19 protein-coding genes are annotated in these 22,135 nt (G+C 62.8%); 15 read left to right on the forward strand and 4 right to left on the reverse strand.

Annotation, left to right across the window (positions count from 1 at the left end):
* The first annotated feature begins 12 nt into the window (after positions 1-12).
* The 10 genes from LUU92_RS14960 to LUU92_RS15005 all read left to right on the forward strand — a co-directional run bounded on the left by LUU92_RS14960 (position 13) and on the right by LUU92_RS15005 (position 10,785).
* A complete protein-coding gene (locus LUU92_RS14960; protein WP_222539639.1) occupies positions 13-261 on the forward strand; it encodes a DUF2934 domain-containing protein in 249 nt (82 codons plus the stop codon).
* Between the two features lie 120 nt (positions 262-381).
* The gene (gene glgX / locus LUU92_RS14965) at positions 382-2,541 is read left to right on the forward strand and encodes a glycogen debranching protein GlgX (RefSeq protein ID WP_071488163.1); all 2,160 of its coding nucleotides are present in this window, start codon (positions 382-384) and stop codon (positions 2,539-2,541) included.
* 1 nt (position 2,542) lies between these two features.
* Positions 2,543-3,541 (forward strand): acyl-CoA dehydrogenase family protein, encoded by a 999-nt coding sequence (locus LUU92_RS14970; protein WP_257102193.1) that lies wholly within the window; start codon positions 2,543-2,545, stop codon positions 3,539-3,541.
* Entirely contained in the window at positions 3,538-4,296 is a 759-nt protein-coding gene (locus LUU92_RS14975) for a PIG-L deacetylase family protein (RefSeq protein ID WP_071488161.1), read from the forward strand. The genes LUU92_RS14970 and LUU92_RS14975 overlap by 4 nt, the downstream gene beginning before the upstream one ends.
* Positions 4,293-4,892 (forward strand): SAM-dependent methyltransferase, encoded by a 600-nt coding sequence (locus LUU92_RS14980; RefSeq protein ID WP_071488160.1) that lies wholly within the window; start codon positions 4,293-4,295, stop codon positions 4,890-4,892. Before LUU92_RS14975 ends, LUU92_RS14980 begins: the two co-directional genes overlap by 4 nt.
* On the forward strand, positions 4,889-5,548 hold the full coding sequence (locus tag LUU92_RS14985; RefSeq protein ID WP_071488159.1) for a glycosyltransferase family 2 protein: 660 nt from the start codon (positions 4,889-4,891) through the stop codon (positions 5,546-5,548). The genes LUU92_RS14980 and LUU92_RS14985 overlap by 4 nt, the downstream gene beginning before the upstream one ends.
* Positions 5,549-5,726: 178 nt before the next feature.
* The gene (locus LUU92_RS14990; RefSeq protein WP_257102194.1) at positions 5,727-6,488 is read left to right on the forward strand and encodes a PIG-L deacetylase family protein; all 762 of its coding nucleotides are present in this window, start codon (positions 5,727-5,729) and stop codon (positions 6,486-6,488) included.
* A 246-nt stretch (positions 6,489-6,734) separates the two neighbouring features.
* Positions 6,735-9,146, forward strand: coding sequence for an autotransporter family protein (locus LUU92_RS14995; RefSeq protein WP_257102195.1), 2,412 nt, complete (start codon positions 6,735-6,737; stop codon positions 9,144-9,146).
* 131 nt (positions 9,147-9,277) lie between these two features.
* Entirely contained in the window at positions 9,278-10,306 is a 1,029-nt protein-coding gene (locus LUU92_RS15000; protein WP_222539636.1) for an alpha/beta fold hydrolase, read from the forward strand.
* Positions 10,306-10,785 (forward strand): cytochrome P460 family protein, encoded by a 480-nt coding sequence (locus LUU92_RS15005; protein WP_071488155.1) that lies wholly within the window; start codon positions 10,306-10,308, stop codon positions 10,783-10,785. The genes LUU92_RS15000 and LUU92_RS15005 overlap by 1 nt, the downstream gene beginning before the upstream one ends.
* 203 nt (positions 10,786-10,988) lie before the next feature.
* Here the strand turns inward: LUU92_RS15005 and LUU92_RS15010 are convergent, their stop codons facing one another.
* A complete protein-coding gene (locus LUU92_RS15010) occupies positions 10,989-12,386 on the reverse strand; it encodes an amino acid permease (RefSeq protein ID WP_222539634.1) in 1,398 nt (465 codons plus the stop codon).
* Positions 12,387-12,444: 58 nt separating this feature from the next.
* Positions 12,445-13,479, reverse strand: coding sequence for a histone deacetylase family protein (locus LUU92_RS15015; RefSeq protein ID WP_071488153.1), 1,035 nt, complete (start codon positions 13,477-13,479; stop codon positions 12,445-12,447).
* A gap of 121 nt (positions 13,480-13,600) precedes the next feature.
* On the opposite strand from LUU92_RS15015, the gene LUU92_RS15020 reads away from it, so the two are divergent.
* The 3 genes from LUU92_RS15020 to LUU92_RS29355 all read left to right on the forward strand — a co-directional run bounded on the left by LUU92_RS15020 (position 13,601) and on the right by LUU92_RS29355 (position 18,093).
* Entirely contained in the window at positions 13,601-14,092 is a 492-nt protein-coding gene (locus LUU92_RS15020; protein WP_058426187.1) for an Lrp/AsnC family transcriptional regulator, read from the forward strand.
* Between the two features lie 174 nt (positions 14,093-14,266).
* Positions 14,267-16,429 (forward strand): TonB-dependent siderophore receptor, encoded by a 2,163-nt coding sequence (locus LUU92_RS15025; RefSeq protein WP_257102196.1) that lies wholly within the window; start codon positions 14,267-14,269, stop codon positions 16,427-16,429.
* Positions 16,430-17,400: 971 nt separating this feature from the next.
* Complete coding sequence (locus LUU92_RS29355) at positions 17,401-18,093, forward strand: methyl-accepting chemotaxis protein (protein ID WP_223204536.1); 693 nt, start codon at positions 17,401-17,403, stop codon at positions 18,091-18,093.
* On the opposite strand, the gene LUU92_RS15035 is transcribed toward LUU92_RS29355, so the two are convergent.
* A complete protein-coding gene (locus LUU92_RS15035; protein ID WP_257102197.1) occupies positions 18,090-18,854 on the reverse strand; it encodes a sulfite exporter TauE/SafE family protein in 765 nt (254 codons plus the stop codon). The genes LUU92_RS29355 and LUU92_RS15035 overlap by 4 nt on opposite strands.
* A complete protein-coding gene (locus LUU92_RS15040) occupies positions 18,839-19,111 on the reverse strand; it encodes an FMN-binding negative transcriptional regulator (RefSeq protein ID WP_257102198.1) in 273 nt (90 codons plus the stop codon). Before LUU92_RS15040 ends, LUU92_RS15035 begins: the two co-directional genes overlap by 16 nt.
* 85 nt (positions 19,112-19,196) lie before the next feature.
* On the opposite strand from LUU92_RS15040, the gene pdxR reads away from it, so the two are divergent.
* Both pdxR and LUU92_RS15050 read left to right on the forward strand, forming a co-directional pair.
* Entirely contained in the window at positions 19,197-20,657 is a 1,461-nt protein-coding gene (gene pdxR / locus LUU92_RS15045; RefSeq protein WP_257102199.1) for a MocR-like pyridoxine biosynthesis transcription factor PdxR, read from the forward strand.
* Positions 20,658-20,780: 123 nt separating this feature from the next.
* Positions 20,781-22,118, forward strand: coding sequence for an MFS transporter (locus LUU92_RS15050; protein WP_257102200.1), 1,338 nt, complete (start codon positions 20,781-20,783; stop codon positions 22,116-22,118).
* Positions 22,119-22,135: the final 17 nt, after the last annotated feature.

Here is a 22,135-nt window from a genome sequence, read left to right on the forward strand (position 1 = left end):
AGGAGCATTGCGATGAGTACTGACGAAAAACGCATAAAAGAGTTGGCGCACCAGATCTGGGAGTCCGAAGGCAAGCCCCATGGGCAAGACGCGCGGCATTGGGAGATGGCGCGCAAACTGGCCGAAGCTGAAGCGCTGACGCCGAGCAAACCCAAGGCGGCCGCCAAGCCCAAGCCAGCCGCCAAAGCCAAGCCTGCGGCCAGCAAGCCGGCGCCACCGGCCGCGAAAAAACCACCCGCGCCGAAGAAACCCAAGCCTTGATACCCCCCTCTTGTCGGCACGGTCGGCAAGAGGTGATTCCACCTTCCAGATTCTCAGCTGAAATTTCGTCGGCACGGCCGCGTTCGGCCTGAAAAACATCTTTGCAGGAGCAAGTTTTCAATGAGCAAACCCGATAAAACCCCACCGACGCCGGGCAATGAACCGTCGCGGATCCGTGAAGGTTTGCCCTTCCCGCTGGGCGCCACCTGGGATGGTCTGGGCGTCAACTTCGCCCTGTTCTCGGCCAACGCAACCAAGGTCGAACTGTGCCTGTTCGATGATTCCGGCGAGGTCGAGCTGGAACGTATCGAACTCCCCGAATACACCGACGAGACCTTCCACGGCTATCTGCCCGACGCCCACCCCGGGCTGATCTACGGCTACCGCGTGTACGGTGCTTACGACCCGGCCAACGGCCACCGTTTCAACCACAACAAGTTGCTGATCGACCCCTATGCCAAGCAACTGGTGGGCGAACTCAAATGGTCGGAGGCGCTGTTCGGCTACACCATCGGCCACCCGGATGACGACCTCAGCTTCGACGAGCGCGACAGCGCACCCTTCGTGCCCAAGTGCAAGGTGATCGACCCGGCGCACACCTGGGGCAACGACCAACCGGTACGCGTGCCGTGGGACCGTACGATCATCTACGAGACCCATCTTCGCGGTATCAGCATGCGTCACCCTTCCGTAGCCGATGAAGTACGCGGCACCTGCGCCGGGCTGATGGAAGACGACGTGCTCAAGCACATCCGCCAACTAGGCGTGTCGTCGGTGGAGCTGCTGCCGGTGCATGCCTTCGTCAATGACCAGCACCTGCTGCAAAAAGGCATGACCAACTACTGGGGGTACAACAGCATCGCGTTTTTTGCCCCCGACCCGCGCTACCTGGCCAGCGGCAAGATTGCCGAGTTCAAGGAGATGGTCGCGCACCTGCATGAACAGAAGCTCGAAGTGATCCTCGACGTGGTCTACAACCACACCGCCGAAGGCAACGAGCGCGGCCCGACACTGTCCATGCGCGGCATCGACAACGCTTCGTACTACCGACTGATGCCGGACGACAAGCGTTTCTACATCAACGACTCCGGCACGGGTAACACCCTTGATCTGAGCCACCCGTGCGTATTGCAGATGGTCACCGACTCGCTGCGTTACTGGGCCACCGAGATGCACGTCGACGGCTTCCGTTTCGACCTGGCGACCATTCTCGGCCGCTACCGCGAGGGTTTCGACGAGCGTCACAGCTTCCTCGTGGCTTGCCGCCAGGACCCGGTGCTGCGCCAGTTGAAAATGATCGCCGAGCCCTGGGACTGCGGCCCCGGTGGCTATCAAGTGGGCAATTTCCCGCCGGGCTGGGTGGAATGGAACGACCGTTTCCGCGACACCGTGCGTGCATTCTGGAAAGGCGATGACGGCCAACTGGCCGACTTCGCGGCCCGCATGACCGCCTCCGGCGAAATGTTCAACCACCGTGGGCGCCGTCCCTACAGCTCGGTGAACTTCATCACCGCGCATGATGGTTTCACGCTGCATGATCTGGTCTCCTACAACGACAAGCACAACGAAGCCAACGACGAAAACAACCAGGATGGCAGCAACAACAACCTGTCCTGGAACCACGGCGTCGAAGGCCCGACCGACGACCCGCAAATCAATGCCCTGCGCCTGCGCCAGATGCGCAACTTCTTCGCCACATTGCTCCTGTCCCAAGGCACGCCGATGCTGGTGGCTGGCGATGAGTTTGCGCGCACCCAGCACGGCAACAACAACGCCTACTGCCAGGACAGTGAGATCGGTTGGATCAACTGGGACCTGGACGAAGATGGCAAGGCGCTGCTCAAGTTTGTGAAGCGCCTGATCAAGCTGCGCCTGGCCTACCCGATCCTGCGTCGTGGCCGCTTCCTGGTGGGCGACTACAACGAAGACATCGGCGTGAAGGACGTCACCTGGCTGGCGCCGGATGGCAACGAGATGACCACCGAACAGTGGCAGGACAGCAACGGTCGCTGCCTGGGCATGTTGATGGATGGTCGTGCCCAGGAAACCGGGATTCGCCGTCCCGGCGCCGACGCTACCTTGCTGCTGGTGGTCAATGCCCATCACGACATGGTCAACTTCCGCTTGCCGCCGGTGCCTGAAGGTGAGTTCTGGACCTGCATGCTCGACACCAACGAGCCCGCCGTACGCGGCCAGGAACGCTTTGAGTTCGATCACGAGTACGCCGTGACCGGGCGCTCGCTGTTGTTGTTCGAGTTGCAGCGCGAAGACGAGGTGTGAGATGGCTCTGCATGGATTCCTTCAAGGCTTCCAGGGCTATGCGGACACGCAAGCCCTGGGCGACGCCCTGAAGGCCCTTCAGGAAGAAGGCCTGGACCAACTGCCGTTGCCCGGCGGCGGTCAGACCCTGGCGCGATTCAGTCGCCTGGCGCAGGTGGCGGGTCATGACCTGCGCCTGTGCAAGCTGTTCGAAGGCCACACCGATGCCCTGGCAATCATTGCCGAGCTCAACTCCCCACTGCCGCCCCTGGGCAGCACGTGGGGCATGTGGGCCGCCGAGCCGCCAACGGCGATGGTGCGCGTGCGCCAGGAGGGCCATCGCCTGCGGGTGCAAGGCCGCAAGGCCTGGTGCTCCGGCGCGGCGGTGGTGAGCCATGGGTTGTTGACCGCCTGGGACGAAGACGATCGCCAGCAGTTGGTGGCCGTGCACATGGATCAACCCGGCATTGTGGTCACGGATGAGGGGTGGAACGCGGTGGGTATGGCGGCCACCGGCAGTGTGGAAGTCGTGTTCGACGGGGCCTGGGGATTGGCGGTGGGCGGACCGGGGGATTACCTCGCCCGCCCAGGCTTCTGGCAAGGCGGTATCGGTATCGCCGCCTGCTGGTACGGCGCCGCGCAACGCCTGGCTGAGGTCTTGCGCGCGCAGTGCAGTAAACGCCCGGAACCCCACGCCATGGCTCATCTAGGCGCCGTCGACAGCGCACTGAACAGCGCCGCCTGTGTGCTGCGTGCCAGCGCGGCACAGATCGACCTTGAGCCCAAGGCTGACGCCCGGCAATTGGCCCAGCAGACGCGGGCCTGTATCGAAGACACGGTTGAACAGGTCATACGCCATGTCGGGCGCGCCGTCGGCGCCGGTCCTTACTGCAAGGACCCGCACTTTGCCCAGTTGATGGCAGACCTGCCGGTGTATGTACGCCAGAGTCATGCTGAACGCGACTTGGCCGGGCTCGGAGAGCTGGTGGCCGGTGAACCCACAGGGAGGTGGCAGTTATGAGACCCAATCCAATCGTTGGCCAGGGCACGCCGCTGCATCACTGGCAGGCCTCGCCTAAAATGGCCGATTTACCGTCGATCAGCGTCGAGCAGTTGGTGCCCGCCGGCCACCGTGCGGTGATCATCGCACCACATCCGGATGATGAAGTCCTCGGCTGCGGCGGCCTGATGCAGGGCCTGGCGGCACTGGGTCGGCCGATCCAGCTGATCTCAGTCACTGATGGCAGCGCCAGCCACCCCGGTTCACAGCGTTGGCCGGTGGAACGTCTGAGCGTAGTGCGCCCGCAGGAATCGGCACAGGCCCTGCACCGCTTGGGGTTGCCGCTGCACAGCCTGAAATGGCTGCGCGCCGGTTTTACCGACAGCCAGGTGGCGGCGCGGGAACAGGAACTTGTAGGGTTTATCCAGCGCTACCTCAAACCTACCGACGTAGTGTTTACCACCTGGCGCGAAGACGGCCATTGCGACCATGAGGCCGTTGGGCGTGCAAGCGCCCAGGCCTGCACGGCGGTCGGCGCTACCCTGTATGAGCTGCCGGTGTGGACCTGGCACTGGGCAACGCCCGAAGACAGCGGGGTGCCCTGGCACCGTGCACGCAAGATTCCGCTGACCTGTGAAGCCGTTGCCCGCAAACGGCATGCCATCCACGCCTTCGCCAGCCAACTGGAAGGCGACCCGCAGATCGGCCTCGCGCCGGTGCTGGCGCCCTATGTGGTGGAGCGTCTGCTGCAACCCTTTGAAGTGGTATTTGTATGAGTGTGGCCACGCCTTACTTCGACCAACTGTTCGCCGACAGCGATGATCCCTGGGCCTTTCGCCAACGCTGGTATGAGCGGCGCAAACGTGCGCTGACCCTGGCGATACTCACGCGGCCACGCTACGCCTCGGTGTTCGAACCCGGCTGCGCCAATGGTGAGCTGAGTTTCGAACTGGCACCGCGATGTGATCGCCTGCTGTGCTGCGACACCGCCGCGGCCGCCGTGGCCCTGGCGCGCACTCGCTTGCTGGGGTTCCCCCAGGCCCAGGTGCAGCAGTGCCGCTTGCCCGAACAGTGGCCGGCGGGCCAGTTCGAGCTGATCGTATTGAGCGAGTGGTGCTACTACCTCGACGCCGATGACCTGCGCCAACTGATCGATCGCGTCCGCACCGCGCTGACCGCCGACGGCCAACTGCTGGCCTGTCACTGGCGCGCGCCTATCGACGGTTGCCCGCAAACCGCGGAGCAGGTACACGCCCTGCTCCAGGAACGCCTGGACATGCCTCGCGTCGCCAGCCACCACGAACCTGATTTCCTGCTCGACCTCTGGAGCCGCGACGGCACCTCGGTCGCCACCCTTGAGGGCCTGCGATGATCGGCATTCTGATCCCGGTGCATAACGAAGAGGCGTTGCTCGGCGACTGCCTGGAAGCCGCGTTGGTCGCCGCCCGCCATCCTGGCTTGCTCGGCGAAACCGTGACTATCCTGGTGGTGCTCGACAGCTGCAGCGATGCCAGTGCCGCCATTGCCCAGGCCTACCCGGTGCAGTGCCTGGAAGCCCAGGCGCGCAACGTGGGGCATGTGCGTGGCGTGGGTGCGCGGCATTTGCTCAATCAGGGCGCACGCTGGATCTCCTGCACCGATGCCGACAGCCGGGTAGCCCCCGACTGGTTGGTGGCCCAATTGGCGCTGGAGGTGGACGCGGTGTGCGGCACCGTCACGGTCGATGCGTGGAGCGAGGGTTTCGACCCCGTCGCGCAGATTCGCTACCACCAGGGCTACGAGGCGCGCGACGGTCATCGGCATATACACGGGGCCAACCTGGGGGTGAGCGCCGGTGCGTACGTGCGCGCCGGTGGTTTCGAGCCGTTGGCGTGCCATGAGGATGTGCAATTGGTGCGCAACCTGGAACTATGCGGCGCCTCCATCGCCTGGAGCCACGGCCCGCAGGTGATTACCAGTGCGCGCCTGGACGCCCGTGCACAAGGGGGATTCGGTGATTACTTGAAGAGCCTGATGCACGCCACTTGAAAAAACGCCGTTACCGAATGTGAAACCGAGCAATCCTTGTCTATGCTGAGAACGCCTTGCTGGCATTCCAGGGTTGGGATGCCATGCAGCCACTGCGGCGGAGCCTGTGGTGGAAACAAGAGAGTCGTCCCGTCAACGGGGCACGACCCCGCATCAACCGACAAGGATGTGACACCCCATGAAGCTTGCTTCCTTAAGCGACGGCCGCCGCGGCCCCGCGCAAGTCTGGAACAGCGCCCCGCAACTGGCGCTGATCCCCCCCGTTACGCCCTCCTCATTAGTGCCGCCTGGCGCACGCGTGGTGATCATCGCGCCTCATCCCGGCGATGAAGTGCTGGCCTGCGGCGGCTTGCTGCAATTGCTCAGCACGCTGGAACACCGGCTGCAACTGATCTCCATCACCGACGGCAGCGCCAGCCATCCTGGGTCCAACGTGTGGCCGGCGAGCCGCTTGAGCGTGGTCCGCCCCCAGGAAAGCGCTGAAGCCCTGCGCCGCCTGGGCATGCCGCTGCACAGCCTGAAGTGGATTCGCGGTGGTTTCTGCGACAACGCCCTCGCCGCTCGCGAGCCGCAACTGAGCCAATTCATTGCGCGTTACCTGCAGCCCGGCGACGTGGTGTTCAGCACCTGGCGCAACGACGGCAATGATGACCATGACGCGGTCGGTCGTGCCAGTGCCAAGGCGTGCAGCCTGGTGGGCGCGCAGTTGCACGAACTGCCGATCTGGGCCTGGCACTGGCCTGCTCGCGAAGGCGCGCTCATCCCCTGGCAACGCGCGCGCAAAGTACGCCTGGACACCTGGACCGTGGCGCGCAAACTCCACGCCGCCCATGCCTATGCCAGCCAGTTGGCCGGTGACCCGCAAATCGGCTTGCCGCCCATACTGGCCCAGGTGCTGCTGGAACGAATGCGTGAGCCTTATGAAATCGTGCTGTCCTGACACCCAACTCGTTCATACCTGTTAATTCTGACAGTGGCGGCCTGGCGAATGGGTGGCTAGGGTGGAAAAAGCGCTGCACCACGTCAGGTGCAGTCGAGAAAGCCATGCCAACCCTTTGCATTGGCCGGTGTTTTCAGAACGGGTAACCCGCTGTCCCTGCTCCGTATCGCGCATCACGTTGTCATGGTCTGGCCCACACTTGCCTTTGCAGGCACGGGCAACCATCACCTCGAGCGAGGAGCGATCATGCGCGTACGGACACTCTCCTGGTTGTACCCGATTGTCATAGCGGTATGGCCGCTGGCCTCTTATGGGGCCTGCACGATCAACAATACGGCCGGCGATGACATCTCCACCTGCGACAGCGACTCAGCACCAGGCTTTACCGACACTGGGGGCAACAACACGCTCAATGTTTCCGGAACGGGTCAGGTGAACGGCAATGTAACGTTTGGCGGGGGGGTAGATAAGGTGGAGATCAGCGGCGGTCAGGTCGGCGCTATCAGCCAGGGGGCCGGTATCGACAGCTATGCCCAGAGCGGCGGCACTGTAGCGTCCGTGGCTCAAGGCGACGGTCGGGATACCTTCAGAATGAGCGGTGGCACCATCACAGGCGCCTTCGAAGACGGCGACGATGCCAAAATGACCGGCGGCACCATCGGCCGCGTCGACATGAAACTCGACAACAACATCTTTGATATGTCGGGTGGCCGCATCATCGGCAACCTGGTCACCGGCTTAGGCAACGACACCATCCTGATCTCGGGCACCGCATTTGTGGGCGGCAACATCAGTGTCAGCGGCGGTGACGACCACGTGACCGTCTCGGGCGGTGAGGTGAACGGGCAGATCCTCCTCAGTTTCGGCAATGACGACTTCATCTGGACCGGCGGCAACCTGCATTCGTTTGTGCTGATGGGTGCGGGGGATGACACGGCACTGCTGCAGAATCTGACAAGCGCTCAATTGGCGGCAGCGCAACTGGTGGACGGCGGCCTGGACAACGACAAACTTACCCTGGACAACACCAAGGCCGGGGACCCAGGCCTGCTGCCCAACTGGGAAACCATCCAGCTGGACAACGGTTCCGAACTGACGCTGAGCGGTACGACGCTCAAGCTGGGTGACAGCGGCTCCGGTACCGGCACGCTGGGGCTGGATGGCACGAGTACATTGCTGGTCGGTACCGGGGTCATCGAAGCCTTTACCGCCGGCCAATTGGTGAGCGTCAGCAACAGCGGCCTGATCGACATGACCACGGGCAGTTCCAGCCCCAACGATACACTGACCCTCAAGGGCAATTACACCGGCAATGGCGGGCGCCTTGCACTGCAAAGTGTTCTGGGGGGCGACGGTTCGCCCAGCGACAGGCTGGTGATTGACCAAGGTGTCATTGGGGGTAGCACAGCGATCAGCGTGACCAACCTGGGGGGAGCGGGCGCGGCGACGCTGCAGGATGGTATCCAGGTGGTGCAGGCCCTTAATGGTGCCTCCGGCAGTGCCAACGCCATCACCCTCGCCGCCCCGGTCTCCGCGGGTGCGTTCGACTACCGCCTGTTCAAGGGCGGTGTAACCGCAGGCACGGCAGAGAATTATTACCTGCGCTCCACTGTCCCGGTGCAGCCACCAGGCCCTGAGATCATCGTACCTTTACCGAGCCCGGGCGAGCGTCCCTTACCCCCTAACCCAGGGACCGAGCCAGAACCTATCTACCGCAAGGAAGTGCCGATCTACGCCGCACTGTTTCCGGCCGCCGACCAGATCGTGCGCGCCATGCTGGGGACCTATCACGAACGCATGGGGGACCAAAGCCAACAACAGAGCGGCAACGGCTTGGCCGGCTGGGGCCGAGTCTACGGCAGCAGCAGCCGTCAAGGGTTTGCTGGCACGGTGAGCCCGACGCTGGACAGCACGGTCAAGGGCTTCCAGGCAGGCAGCGATGCCTACACCGCTACCGACGACAGCGGGCGTACCCATCGCGTGGGGCTGTTTGTGAGCCACAGTACGCTCAAAGGCAGCGTCAAGGGCTTCAACGGTGGCTGGCAAGATCTGGACGCCGGCAAGACCACCTTGCGCGCTGACAGCCTGGGAGTGTATTGGACGCTGATCGGTGCCAATCAGGCGTATCTGGACCTGGTACTGACGGGTAGCCGTTTCAATGGCAACAACGAATCCGACCGTGGCGTGAAGATGAAAACCCGTGGGCATAACATCACTGCGTCCGCTGAAGTCGGCTGGCCAGTTCAGGTCACCCAGGACTGGACGGTGGAGCCGCAGGCTCAATTGATCGTCGGCAAGACAAAGCTCGATAGCCAGAACGACGGCATTTCCGACGTCAAGTACGACGCCGATACCAGCGTCACCTCCCGCCTGGGTGTAAGGCTACGCGGTGATTACAACGTCCGTGGCATGCCGTGGCAGCCCTATGCGCGCGCGAACGTCTGGCATGCCAGCGCCGGGGACAACAGTGTGATTTACAACCGCACCACCCGGATCGATACCGAACAGAAATCCACCACCCTGGAAGTCAGCCTGGGCGCCACTGTGCAGGTTGCGCCCGATGTGAGCCTGTACGGCGAAGTCGGCTACAACCGCAATCTGGACAGCAACACTTACAACGGCCGCGAAGGCACTGTGGGTGTCCGGGTGGCGTTCTAGGTTTGTATCGCAGTGTGTACGCAGCCCGCTGCGATACACAGCCTTTAACTCGGCGGGTTTCCTGAAACAGGCCAGATACAGCCGGGCGTTCAACTGAGCACCGGCACACATCCAGCCGCAGGAGGCTCGCCATGCACGCTCAGTTGAACCGCCGCTCCACACCACTTTTCCTGGCCATTGCCCTGGCGCAATTCGGCATCCTGGGCATGGCCCACGCCGAAATGCCCGAGGCACCGACCCAGGTTGTCGCCAGTGCGCAAACCGCCTTCGGTGCCCTCAAGCACGTCAAGGCCGGCCTGCTCGATGTGGCCTACGCCGAAGTCGGCCCCGCCACCGGCCCGGCGGTGATCCTGCTACATGGCTGGCCCTACGACATTGACAGCTACGCCCAGGTCGCGCCGTTACTGGCGGCCAAGGGCTATCGCGTGTTGATCCCTTACGCACGGGGTTATGGCGACACACGTTTCCTCTCGAATGACACCCTGCGCAACGGCCAACCGGCGGCGCTGGCCAGTGATGTGATCGACTTCATGGACGCCCTGAAGATCAAGCAAGCGGTACTCGGCGGCTACGACTGGGGCGCGCGCTCGGCTGACATCGTCTCGGCATTGTGGCCGGAGCGGGTCAAGGCGCTGGTGTCGGTCAGCGGTTACCTGATCGGCAACCAGGCCGCCGGCAAGAACCCACTGCCCCCCAAAGCCGAGTTGCAATGGTGGTACCAGTTCTACTTCGCCACCGAGCGCGGCGCCGCCGGCTACCAGAAAAACACCCACGACTTCGCCAGGCTGATCTGGCAATTGGCGTCGCCGCAGTGGAAATTCGATGACGCCACATTCGACCGCAGCGCCAAAGGCCTGGAAAACCCGGATCACGTGGCAATCACCCTCTTCAACTACCGCTGGCGCCTGGGCCTGGTCCAAGGCGAGACGAAGTACGACCCGCTGGAGCAGAAACTCGCCCAGGCGCCGTCCATTGGCGTGCCGACCATCACCCTCGAAGGCGACGCCAACGGCGCCCCGCACCCGCAGCCCGAGGACTACGCCAAGCGCTTTACCGGCAAGTACGAGTTCCGCCTGATCAAGGGTGGCATTGGCCACAACCTGCCGCAGGAAGCGCCCGAGGCATTTGCCAAGGCGGTCATCGATGCGGATCACCTGTGATGAAGCGCCTGTGCATGGCCGCATTGGCCCTCGCGAGTTCGACCGGCGCCTTCGCCGACAGCGCAGCCTCGCCGATCTACGGCGTGACCATCCCCGACGGCTACCGCCAATGGGAACTGGTGGCGCCGGCCCAGGAAGCCGACCCGTTGAACGAACTGCGCGTGGTGCTGGGCAACAGCGCTGCGCTCAAGGCTTACCGGGAGGGCAAGTTGCCTTTCCCGGATGGCACCGTCCTGGCCAAGTTGGCGTGGAAACACGAGCCGTCACCGGACTTCAAGACCGCGTCCATCCCTGGCGCGGCGACCACGGTGCAGTTCATGGTCAAGGACTCGAAAAAATACGCTTCCACCGGTGGCTGGGGGTTTGGACGCTTCATCAATGGCAAACCCGCCGATGAAGCGCAGCACCAGACGTGTTTTGCCTGCCACCAGGCGTTGGTGAAAGACCGCGATTACGTCTTCACCAGGCTGGCACCCTGAAAGCCAGCCCGTTAAAGGTCTGGCGATAAGTACCCTGTGGCGAGCGGGCTTGCCCCGCGCTGGGCTGCGGAGCAGCCCCAACACCAGCGGCCGAAGAGTGCCTGATTCACCGCATGCCTCCTTCCAGGGTCGCTTCGCAACCCAACGCGGGGCAAGCCCGCTCACCACAAATGGGAGGGTATCAGCCAGATATGGCCGGTTTTTCAACGACCTTGAAAGCGCAGACCCTGAAAACGCGAAAACTGATAGGCGATTCCCAGCCAGATGAACCAGGCCGGCATCACGCACAGCGCGAGGCGCGTATCCGGCCGCAACGCCAGCAGGCCCAGTACAAACGCGAGAAACGCCAGGGCAAACCAGGCCATCGGCACGCCGCCTGGCATCTTGTAGGTGGATTGGGCGTGCAGGTCCGGGCGTTTTTTGCGGTAGGCGAGGTAGGACGCGAGGATGGTCGACCAGGTAAAAATCACCAGGATCGCCGACACCGTCGACACGATGGTGAAGGCGGTCATCACCTCCGGCACCACAAACAGCAACACCAGCCCCAGCAACATCAGCAAACTGGTAAACGCCAGGCTGATAAACGGCACGCTGCTGTTGGACAAGCGCCGGAAGATATCCGGCGCATCACCCAGGTCGGCCAGGCCGAACAACATGCGGCTGGCGGAAAACACCCCGCTGTTGGCCGACGACGCTGCCGAGGTCAGCACCACAAAGTTCACGATGCCCGCTGCGGCGGGAAACCCTGCGACGAGGAACAACTCGACAAACGGGCTCTTGCTCGGCGACACCTGCTGCCAGGAGGTCACCGCAATGATGCACGCCAGGGCCAGCACGTAGAACAGGATGATGCGCAGCGGGATCGAGTTGATTGCCTTGGGCAAGGTCTTTTCCGGCGCACGGGTTTCGGCGGCGGCCGTGCCGATCAACTCGGTGCCGGCAAAGGAAAAGATCGCCATCTGGAAGCCAGCAAAAAAGCCGAACAGGCCATTGGGAAATGCCGCCTGTTTATCCAGCAGGTGGCTCAACGAAGCGGTGACACCGGTGGGCGAGACGAACGAACTGGCGATCAGCACTCCACTCACCCCGATCAAGGTCACCACGGCGACGATCTTGATGATCGCGAACCAGAACTCCACTTCGCCGAACAGCCTGACCGTCAGCACATTCACTGCGAACAGGGTCAGCAACATGCTCACCGCCGGCATCCAGGCCGGTACATCGGGGAACCAGTACTGGAAGAAACCGCCGACCACAACGGCGTCCCCCACCACCGCCACGCTCCAGCTCAACCAGTACGACCACCCGAGAAAGAACGCCGCGCGCGGCCCCAGGTAAGCACCGGCAAAGTCGGCGAAACTCTTGAAGTTGAGGTTGGACAGCAGCAGCTCGCCCATGGCACGCATCACGAAGTACACGAACAGCCCGATGATCATGTAGATCAGGATGATCGAGGTGCCGGACAGCGCGATGATCTTGCCGGAGCCCATGAACAGGCCGGTGCCGATTGCGCCGCCCATGGCCATCAACTGGATATGGCGGTTGCTCAGGGTGCGTTGCAACGCAGGCTGTTCACACAGCCCGGGCGTGGTTGTTTTCATCACAAAACCTCTTGTTATGTTTTTGAGTTTTGGCAGAAGAAAAGTCGAGGGGTCGTTGTTATTGGCTGTGGTGTTCGAAACCGTGCAGCACGTTGACCGCATTGATGCCGATCTCATCGACCATGTAGCCGCCTTCCATCACGAACAGCGTGGGCACGCCGACGCTGGCGATAATCTCCCCCATGCGGAGGAAGTCTTCGCTGTCGAGCAGGAAGTGGCTGATAGGGTCGTCCTTGAAGGTGTCGACACCCAGGGAAATCACCAACACTTCAGGGGCGAAGCGGCGCAGTTGCTGGCAGGCGTCGATCAGGGCGGTGCGGTAATGGGTCCAGGTGGTGTTTTTCGGCAATGGGTAGTTCAGGTTGAAGCCCTCACCAGCGCCGACGCCGCGCTCGCTGCCGGCACCGGAAAAGTACGGGTAGGACACCGCCGGGTCGCCATGCAGGGAGATGAACATCACGTCCGGGCGGTCGTAGAAAATATTCTGGGTGCCATTGCCATGGTGGAAATCCACATCCAGCACCGCCACGCGCCGGGCGCCCTGGGTGATGGCGTGCTGCGCGGCAATCGCGGCGTTGTTGAGGTAACAGTAACCACCCATGTATTCACGGGCTGCGTGATGGCCCGGTGGGCGGCACAGGGCAAAGGCGCTGCGATGGCCTTCGTCGAGCAACGCCAGGCCGGTCAGTGCGATGTCGGCGCTGGTCTTCACCGCCTGCCAGGTGGTGCGGGTAATCGGCGAACCGGCGTCCATCGCGTAAAAACCGAGCTTGCCGTCGATGAACGCCGGCACCTGCTGGTTGGCCAGGTCGCGTACCGGCCACACCAGGGGCAAGGCGTCATGGCTGCGGCCGATGGCGGTCCATTCGGCCCAGGCGGTTTCGAGGAACGCCACGTAGCGTTCGCTGTGGGCGGCGACGTAGCAGGCCCGGTCAAAACGGCGCGGCGTGATGATATCGCCCAGGCCAACCTGACGGACCCGGTCACGCACGGTGTCGGCGCGGCTGGGTTGTTCGAACGAGGGCTTGAGCACGCCGTCCTTGAGTTCGGTGCCATGGTGCAAACGGTGGGCTTCGCTGAAAACAGTCAACATGTGAGGGCATCCGCCAATAAAAGACAGGGTCTATTTTGTTCTGGCGGCAGTGGGCTTTCTTTGCTTTTACTTACGGCACTGTTAGGTTTATCGGGAATATTTACCTTAGCGGCGCATGATTATGAAAAATAAAACCAAACAGGTCGTTCTTGACGACACCGATCTCGCCATCCTCGCCCTGTTGCAGCAAGACGCCAGTATTTCCAACGCGCAGTTGAGTGAGCGCCTGTCCCTGAGCCTCACGCCCTGCTGGCGCCGACGCAAGCGCCTGGAAGAAGAAGGCGTGATCAAGGACTACCAGGCCAACCTCGACCGCAAGATGCTCGGGCTGGACATCCTGGCGTTCGTGCATGTGCGTTTTGCGATCCATACCGACCATGCGCCCGACGCTTTCGAGGCCGTGGTGAAGGAACTGCCGCAGGTGTTGTCGTGCCACAAGATCACCGGGGATGCCGATTACCTGTTGCAGGTGCTGGCCGAAGATCTGGACAGCTACAGCGAGTTCGTCGAGAGCGTGTTGCGGCGCCAGTTAGGGATTGCGTCGATTCAATCGAGCCTGGCGCTGAGGGAGGTCAAGGCGACGAGTCGGGTGGCGATTCCACAGCGCGAATAACCGGCGCATTTCAGGGGGGCGATGTGGCAAATCGCCGCCACTGCGATGTGAAAAATTCGTTAACTAATTCTCCCTGAAGGCTTTTTCCTGCAAGAACAATCTGCCAGACTAATGCGAATAATTATCAACAGATTTATTATTCGCCAGGGACGGCGTTCGGGGAGAGTCAGTTCCATGTCTGTGCAACAACACGCCGGTAACGTTTTTTCACCCAGCCTGATGGCATTGGCGGTCTGTCTGGCCAGTTCTTCCGCGGTCTTTGCCGCCGATACCCAGGCACCGGCCGCCACCCTTGAGTTGGGCGCCACGCAAATCTCCGGCGAAGAGCAACTGGGCGAAACCACTGAAGGCACCCAGTCCTACACCACTGGCGCGATGAAAACGGCAACCAAGCTGCCGTTGACCATGCGCGAAACCCCACAGGCCGTCACCGTCATTACCCGCCAGCGGATGGATGACCAGGCGATGACCAGCATCAACGATGTGGTCAAGGCCACCCCGGGTTTGTTCCTGAATTTTTCCAGTGGCCCTGGCCGGCAGTCCTACACGTCACGCGGCTTCGATATCGACAACCTGATGTATGACGGCATCCCTAGCGGCTACAACGGCGTCACTGTCGGCGCACAACCGAACCTGGCGATGTTCGATCGCGTCGAAATCGTGCGCGGCGCCACGGGCCTGGTCACCGGCGCGGGCAACCCTTCCGCCGCCATCAACCTGGTCCGCAAGCGCCCACTGGACGAGCAGAAAGTCACGCTGACCGGCGCCGCTGGCAGTTGGGACGACTATCGCGGCGAACTCGACGCCTCCAGCCCGCTCAACGACAGCGGCACCTGGCGCGGTCGCGTGGTTACCTCGTACCGCGATGCCAACAGCTTCATCGACAACGCCGAGGAGTATCACGGCCTGTTCTACGCCGTCACCGAAGCCGACCTGAGCGAAGACACCACCCTGACCCTGGGTTTCTCCAACCAGAAGGACAAGACCAATTACTTCTGGGGCTCGTCGATGGTCGGCCTGGATGGCCATCACCTTAACCTGCCGCGCTCCTACAACCCCGGCACCGACTGGGAAAACAAGGACCAGGAGATCAACACCGTATTCGCCGAACTGCGCCAGCAACTGGCCAACGACTGGAAACTGCAAGTCAACGCCAACTATGCCGAACAGAACGCGTTGTTCTCCGGTTCCTACCAGTCGCGCTGGGTCGCCAACACACTGGCGCGCACGGTCTACCAGGCGGCCTACGATGAAAACCAGGCAGGTGCCGACGTCTTCGCCAGCGGCCCCTTCCAGGCGTTCGGGCGTACCCATGAACTGGTGGTAGGCGCCAGCCGGCGCATCTACGACATGACCACCCACAACTACAGCCCCTACAACACCAACTGGCCGCTCACAGCGGGCAAACCTGACTTCGTCCATACCACCAATGACCGTGACGTGACCACCCAGGATGGTGTCTACGTCACTACCCGCCTGAACCTGGCCGACCCGTTGAAGCTGATCCTCGGCGGGCGCCTGGACTGGTACGACTACGACGCCCATGGCAGCAACACCGGCGACTACAAGGTCACCCGCAACCTCACCCGCTACGCCGGCCTGATCTACGACCTGGACGACCACCACTCGGTGTATGTCAGCTACAGCGACATCTTCACGCCCCAGAGCGAAAAAGACACCTCCGGCAGCCCGCTCAAGCCCATCGTCGGCAAGAACTACGAGGTGGGTATCAAGGGTGAATACCTGGGGGGTGCGCTCAACGCGAGCGTGGCGCTGTTCCGCGTCGACCAGGAAAACCGTGCCGTCGGCGTGACAGTCGCAAACTGCCCGCAGGCCTCCTGCTCTGTGGCCTCCGGCGAGATTCGCAGCCAGGGCATCGACTTCGAACTGCAAGGCGCCCTGACCGAGAACTGGCAGGTCGGCGGTGGCTACACCTACGCGCGCACGCACACCATCAAGGACGCCGCCAACCCGCAGAAGGTCAACAAGCAGTTCGACACTGACACCCCGGAGCACCTGTTCAAGCTGACCACCAACTACCGCTTCCAGGGCCCGTTGGAAAAACTCCGCGTGGGCGGCAACGTCTCCTGGCAGAGCCGCATGTACAACGACTTCAAAGTCGCGGATGGCAGCACCTACCGCCTGCAGCAGGGCGCCTATGCCGTCACCGACCTGATGGCCGGCTACCAGGTCAACCAGCACCTTGACCTGCAGCTCAACGCCAACAACATCTTCGACCGCCGTTACTATCAGTCCATCTCCAACTCCGTGAGCTATGGCGGTGACTCCTACGGTAACCCACGCAATATGATGCTGACCGCCAAGTACAGCTTCTGACCGCCCTCCGAACCACGGCTATCCGCCCGGGTAGCCGCCCCTAAAGTCCCGCCTACCGATGCCGATACACGTTTGGCATCACTGAATCCAATAACAATCAAAAACACCTGATTCGCTCCACCCTGCCCTTCGCTTTGTTCCGGCCAGACCACATGGAGTAAGTGTGAATGCCCACCCGCACGCGTTTTTCCGAGCACTACCGTAAAGCCGACCGCATCATGCTGGCGCTGGTCTGGCTGATGTTCCTGTTTTCCCTGGGCCTGGCGTTCTGGCACGACACCCTGGTGCAGGCCGTGTTAGTCGGCGGTAGTACCAGCGTGGTGCTGACCGCGCTTTACCGCGCCATCGGTGGTACCCGTGTCATGCGCTGTGCGCTCGGCGCGGGCTTGATGGTCATGGCGGCATTGCATATCAACCAGGCCCAGGGCTTGATCGAAGCGCACTTCGGCATCTTCGCGTTGCTCGCGGTGCTGACGTTTTACCGTGACTGGCTGCCGATCCTGGTGGCGGCGGCCACCATCGCCGTGCACCATGTGGTTTTCCATGCGCTGCAACATCAAGGCTTTCCAGTGTTCGTGATGGAACACCACGGCGGCTGGACCATGGTGTTCGTGCATGCGTTCTACGTGGTGATGGAAACCGTCGCCCTGCTCTACCTGGCCGTGCACAGCCAGGCCGAAGCGGTCGAGAGCCAGGAAATGCTCGAGAAGATGCTGGCGGTCACTTCCCAGCTCACCGTTGAAACCGCCCAAGGCGACCAGGGCAAGACCCACGTCTCCCTCGCCAAGCGTTTCGACCATTTTCTGCATCAGTTGACCGGCCTGATCGACGGCGTCGCCCGTGACTCCCACGGCCTTGGCCAACTCGGCCAGGAACTGGCCAGCGCCAGCGGCACCCTGGAAAAAGGCGCACGGCACCAACTGGCGCAAATCACCGAGATGAGCGGCTCGATGCAGCGCATGGAAGACGCCATGGGCCACATTGCCGTGCACGTCGAGCAAGCGGTGGATCATGCCGGCAAGGCCAGCCAACAGATCCTGCGCGGCCAGGAAAGCGTCGGCCGCGCCCAGCAGGAAATCACCCAACTGGCCACCCGCCTCAGCGGCACCCACGACACGGTGCAGGGCTTGGCCCTGCAAACCGAACAGATCGGCACCGTGCTTGAAGTGATCAGCAGCATTGCCAACCAGACCAACCTGCTGGCCCTCAACGCCGCCATCGAAGCCGCCCGCGCCGGCGAGCAAGGCCGTGGTTTCGCCGTGGTTGCCGACGAAGTGCGCAACCTGGCGCAACGCACGGCGGTATCCACCCAGGAAATCAAAACCATCATCGAAGGCCTGCAACACGGCAGCCGGCAGGCGGTGCAAGCCATGCATGATAGCCGCGAGGGCGTAGAGCGCTGCGTGGAGGACAGCCAGGTGGCCGTTGACATGCTGCGCGCAGTGGGCGACGACATCGCCCACATCGATGACCTCAATGGCCGTATCGTGACCACAACCCGCGAGCAGACCACGGCGAACCTGGAGATTGTCGGGCGTCTGCAGTCGGTGCAGAGCATTGCACAAAGCACCGCGGACGATGTGGAAACCCTGGCACGCAGCAGCGAGCGGTTGCCGCCGATCGCGGTGCGCCTGGATGCGTTGGGGAGAAGGTTTCATCCCTAGGCCAGGTAGCCGCTGATGCCGTCCCATAACAGCTTGAGCGCCGTGATAATCAGCAAGCCATAGCACGCGCGATACAACTGGCGCTGATCCAACCGCGCATGCAGGCGCCAGCCCAGCCACACGCCACTGGGCACGGCGAGCAGGCAGATCAGCGCCAGGCCCTGCACATCACCGGTCGGCCTGGCCAGGATCAGCCAAGGGATAGCCTTGAGCAGGTTACCCACGGTGAAAAACAGGCTGGTGGTGCCGGCGTACACCTGCTTGCTCAGGCCAAGCGGCAACAGGTACATCGCCAACGGCGGCCCACCGGAATGCGCAACCATGGTGGTGATTCCGGAGGTGATCCCAGCGGCCACGGCCTTCGGTGCTGAACGCGGCTTCACACTGACATTTCCCCCGGCCCTGAACCACAGGCCGACAAACACCAGCGTGACCACCGCCATCACGATGGCAATCGCACGGTGATCCAATACGCGAAAAAGCAGATAGCCAACGCCAATCCCGACCACCAACCCAGGTACTAGTAAAGTGAGGTCGGGCTTTGACCAGGTCGACGGTTTCCAGTAGCGCAGGCCGAACAGGTCCATGGCAATGAACAATGGCGCCAGCAGGCCGCCGGCGGTGATCGGGTCCATCACCAGCGACAGCAGCGGAATACCGACGATGGCAAAACCGCCGCCGAAGGCGCCCTTCATGAAGCAGATCAAGAACACCCCGGCGAACGTGACCAGGATCGTGGTGAGGCTCAGCTCAAGCTCCATGGCGCGGCCTCCGGATCCAACGGGCCGAGGTTTTCCAGCATGATCTGCGCAAGTGCCGTCTCACCGCGCTCGCGCAAGTGCACGATGGCTGACATGAGCCGTCCGTGGGTGCCGTCGTGCGGGTCAAAATCAAACGGCAGGTGATCGGCGTCCATGCCGCTGTCACCCGGCATCACCACGATGCCCAGTGGGTTGTCATGGATGATTCTGTGCAGTTGTTCCAGGCGTTGTTCGGCAAAGTGATCAGGAATGTACATGGCGAGCATTCATTTTGGCGGGAAGAGAACCCATAATCTCGCCCATCACCTGCAGCGCAAAAAGCACCAGTTTCGAGGTTTTTCCATGGGCCAGTTGTCGAATCCTTCGCGCGGCGCTGAACGCCGAATCTACGCCAGGTTGCGTGCACAGATTGAAGACGGCACGCTTGCGCCCGACACCAAGCTGCTCTCGACCCGTGCGATGGCAGACACACTCGGGGTGTCACGCACCACCGTCACCGCCGCCTACGAACAACTGGCCGCCGAGGGGTTTGTGGTGACTGCCGTGGGCAAGGCCGCCAGGGTTGCCGCCAGAGTCGGGGGGCGGCCGGCGACAGGCCCGATGCCCGACGACCACCGTCCCCCCTTGCTGTCGCTGTACGGACAACGTGTGGCCAGCCTTACGCCCTACAGCATGGCGTCGCCCTCGGCGCGTATCGACTTTCAGTATGGTGCGGTCGCTTCACGGGACTTCCCTGCACTTGGCTGGCATCGCGCCTATCGCGCCGAACTGGTCAAGCGTCAACCCAGTCGGCCTTACGGCCAGCCCGAGGGTGAAGAACGCTTGCGCCAGGCACTGCAAGGCTATCTGCGCCGCGCGCGAGGCTTGAGCTGCGATGCCGAGCAGATACTGGTGGTGCACGGTTCCCAGCAGGGGCTCGATCTGTGCGCTCGGGTGCTGCTCAACCCCGACGATGCGTTCGTGTTCGAGGACCCGGGCTACCGCATGGCCCGGTACTGTTTCGAGGCCACCGGCGCAACCGCGTTATCCATTCCGGTCGACGCCTGCGGCTTGCAGACACAACGCTTACCGGACGACCCTCGCGCACGGCTGGCCTACGTGACACCGTCGCACCAGTTCCCCATGGGTGCGGTACTGCCCATCGCGCGGCGCCTCGAGTTGCTGGACTGGGCGAGCCGCCATCGCGCTTGGATCATCGAAGACGATTACGGTGGCGAATTCCGCTACGGCCAGCGCCCCATCGACGCGCTGCAATCGATGGATACCGAAGCGCGGGTGATCTACGTCGGCACCTTCTCCAAGGCACTCTCGCCGCAATTGCGGCTGGGTTACCTGGTACTGCCCCGTGACCTGGTGGGCGTGTTTCGTGAAGCCAAGCGGCTGACCGACCGCCACTCCGCACGCTGGGAGCAGAACGTACTCGCCTCGTTGATCGCCAGCGGCGCCTATGAACGCCACGTACGTCGCCTGCGCCGTGACAATGAAGGACGCCGTAAAGCGCTGCTGGATGCCGTCGACCGCCACCTGGCGGGGCTTGGCAAACTGCTGGGCATGGCCGCCGGGCTGCATGGGGTATTGCTGCTGCCGTCGCTTGGCTCGCGGGATGAGCCCGCCTTGCAGGCGCTTGCCCTTGAGCTCGGCGTGGGTGTGTATCCCCTGACGCCGTTGTTCACGTCGCAGGGCGACCGACCGGCAGGCCTGGTCATGGGCTACGCCGGGCTCACCGTGGAGCAGATTGATGAAGGGGTAAGCACACTGGCGAAGGTGGCCCGGCGCCTGATGAGCGCGACGCACTTGGCCTGATTCCTGCGTCTGCCGCTCCCGGCAAGTCGCTACTGACTACGCGGACGACTCTTTTGGCCCCCGCCGCCCAAGCACCTGCACCGATAATCGGTCATCCCCCCAGCTATCCCGAGGCCTTCCCCCATGACGAGCCCCTCCACCGAACAGGTCAGCCCGCAAACCCTGCGCAAGGTCATCATCGCCGCCGGCATCGGTAATTTCGTCGAGTGGTTTGACTTCGCCGTCTATGGCTTCCTCGCCACCACCATCGCCCAGCAATTCTTCCCCAGCGGCGACGCCAGCGCGGCGCTGCTCAAGACCTTCGCCGTGTTTGCCGTGGCCTTCGCCTTCCGGCCCTTGGGCGGTATTTTTTTCGGCATGCTCGGCGACCGCATCGGCCGCAAGCGCACCCTGGCCATGACCATCCTGTTGATGGCCGCTGCCACCACGTTGATCGGCCTGCTGCCCACCTACGCCGCCATCGGCGTCACGGCGCCGATTCTGTTGTCGCTGATCCGCTGTGCCCAGGGCTTCTCCGCCGGCGGTGAATACGCCGGTGCCTGTGCTTATCTGATGGAGCACGCGCCGAGTGACAAACGCGCCTGGTATGGCAGCTTCGTGCCGGTGTCGACGTTTTCCGCTTTCGCCGCCGCCGCCGTGGTGGCCTATGCCCTTGAGGCGTCATTGTCCACCGAAGCCATGGGCAGTTGGGGCTGGCGCCTGCCGTTCCTGATTGCCGCGCCACTCGGCCTGGTGGGCCTTTACCTGCGCTGGAAGCTGGACGAGACGCCTGCCTTCCAGGCCGTGAAGGAAGAGCACGCCGTCGCCCACTCCCCGCTCAAGGAAACCTTGCGCAACCATGGTGCGGCGATCTGCTGCCTGGGCGCTTTTGTGTCACTGACGGCGTTGTCGTTTTATATGTTCACCACCTACTTCGCGACGTACCTGCAAGTAGCGGGCGGGCTGAACCGGGCGATGGCGTTACTGGTGTCGCTGATCGCGTTGATTTTCGCGGCGGCGATCTGCCCGCTGGCGGGGCTGTATTCGGACCGGGTCGGGCGGCGCGTCACGGTGATGACTGCCTGTGTGTTGTTGATCGTGGTGGTGTATCCGTCGTTCCTGATGGCCAGCTCCGGTTCGTTTGCGGCGTCGATTGTCGGCGTGATGTTGTTGGCGGTTGGGGCGGTGCTGTGCGGCGTGGTCACGGCGGCCTTGCTCTCGGAGACCTTCCCGACCCGTACGCGCTATACCGCTTCGGCGATCACCTACAACATGGCGTACACGATCTTCGGCGGCACCGCGCCGCTGGTGGCGACATGGTTGATCAGCACCACGGGCAGCAACCTGTCACCGGCGTTTTACCTGATTGCCGTGGCGTTGCTGGCACTGGCCGGTGGGTTGGCGTTGCCGGAGACGTCGCGGATGTCCTTGCACGACGTGGGTGGTGAGCAAACAAGCACCGCACCTTTGCTTTCACGGTAAACGGCAGGAGGATGAAC

Source organism: Pseudomonas extremorientalis, assembly GCF_024584605.1.
Lineage (GTDB): Bacteria > Pseudomonadota > Gammaproteobacteria > Pseudomonadales > Pseudomonadaceae > Aquipseudomonas > Aquipseudomonas extremorientalis.

Coding starts and splice junctions, on each gene's coding strand:
- LUU92_RS14960 (WP_222539639.1), top strand. CDS start 13: ATGAGTACTGACGAAAAACGCATAAAAGAGTTGGCGCACCAGATCTGG.
- glgX (WP_071488163.1), top strand. CDS start 382: ATGAGCAAACCCGATAAAACCCCACCGACGCCGGGCAATGAACCGTCG.
- LUU92_RS14970 (WP_257102193.1), top strand. CDS start 2,543: ATGGCTCTGCATGGATTCCTTCAAGGCTTCCAGGGCTATGCGGACACG.
- LUU92_RS14975 (WP_071488161.1), top strand. CDS start 3,538: ATGAGACCCAATCCAATCGTTGGCCAGGGCACGCCGCTGCATCACTGG.
- LUU92_RS14980 (WP_071488160.1), top strand. CDS start 4,293: ATGAGTGTGGCCACGCCTTACTTCGACCAACTGTTCGCCGACAGCGAT.
- LUU92_RS14985 (WP_071488159.1), top strand. CDS start 4,889: ATGATCGGCATTCTGATCCCGGTGCATAACGAAGAGGCGTTGCTCGGC.
- LUU92_RS14990 (WP_257102194.1), top strand. CDS start 5,727: ATGAAGCTTGCTTCCTTAAGCGACGGCCGCCGCGGCCCCGCGCAAGTC.
- LUU92_RS14995 (WP_257102195.1), top strand. CDS start 6,735: ATGCGCGTACGGACACTCTCCTGGTTGTACCCGATTGTCATAGCGGTA.
- LUU92_RS15000 (WP_222539636.1), top strand. CDS start 9,278: ATGCACGCTCAGTTGAACCGCCGCTCCACACCACTTTTCCTGGCCATT.
- LUU92_RS15005 (WP_071488155.1), top strand. CDS start 10,306: ATGAAGCGCCTGTGCATGGCCGCATTGGCCCTCGCGAGTTCGACCGGC.
- LUU92_RS15010 (WP_222539634.1), bottom strand. CDS start 12,386: ATGAAAACAACCACGCCCGGGCTGTGTGAACAGCCTGCGTTGCAACGC.
- LUU92_RS15015 (WP_071488153.1), bottom strand. CDS start 13,479: ATGTTGACTGTTTTCAGCGAAGCCCACCGTTTGCACCATGGCACCGAA.
- LUU92_RS15020 (WP_058426187.1), top strand. CDS start 13,601: ATGAAAAATAAAACCAAACAGGTCGTTCTTGACGACACCGATCTCGCC.
- LUU92_RS15025 (WP_257102196.1), top strand. CDS start 14,267: ATGTCTGTGCAACAACACGCCGGTAACGTTTTTTCACCCAGCCTGATG.
- LUU92_RS29355 (WP_223204536.1), top strand. CDS start 17,401: ATGGGCCACATTGCCGTGCACGTCGAGCAAGCGGTGGATCATGCCGGC.
- LUU92_RS15035 (WP_257102197.1), bottom strand. CDS start 18,854: ATGGAGCTTGAGCTGAGCCTCACCACGATCCTGGTCACGTTCGCCGGG.
- LUU92_RS15040 (WP_257102198.1), bottom strand. CDS start 19,111: ATGTACATTCCTGATCACTTTGCCGAACAACGCCTGGAACAACTGCAC.
- pdxR (WP_257102199.1), top strand. CDS start 19,197: ATGGGCCAGTTGTCGAATCCTTCGCGCGGCGCTGAACGCCGAATCTAC.
- LUU92_RS15050 (WP_257102200.1), top strand. CDS start 20,781: ATGACGAGCCCCTCCACCGAACAGGTCAGCCCGCAAACCCTGCGCAAG.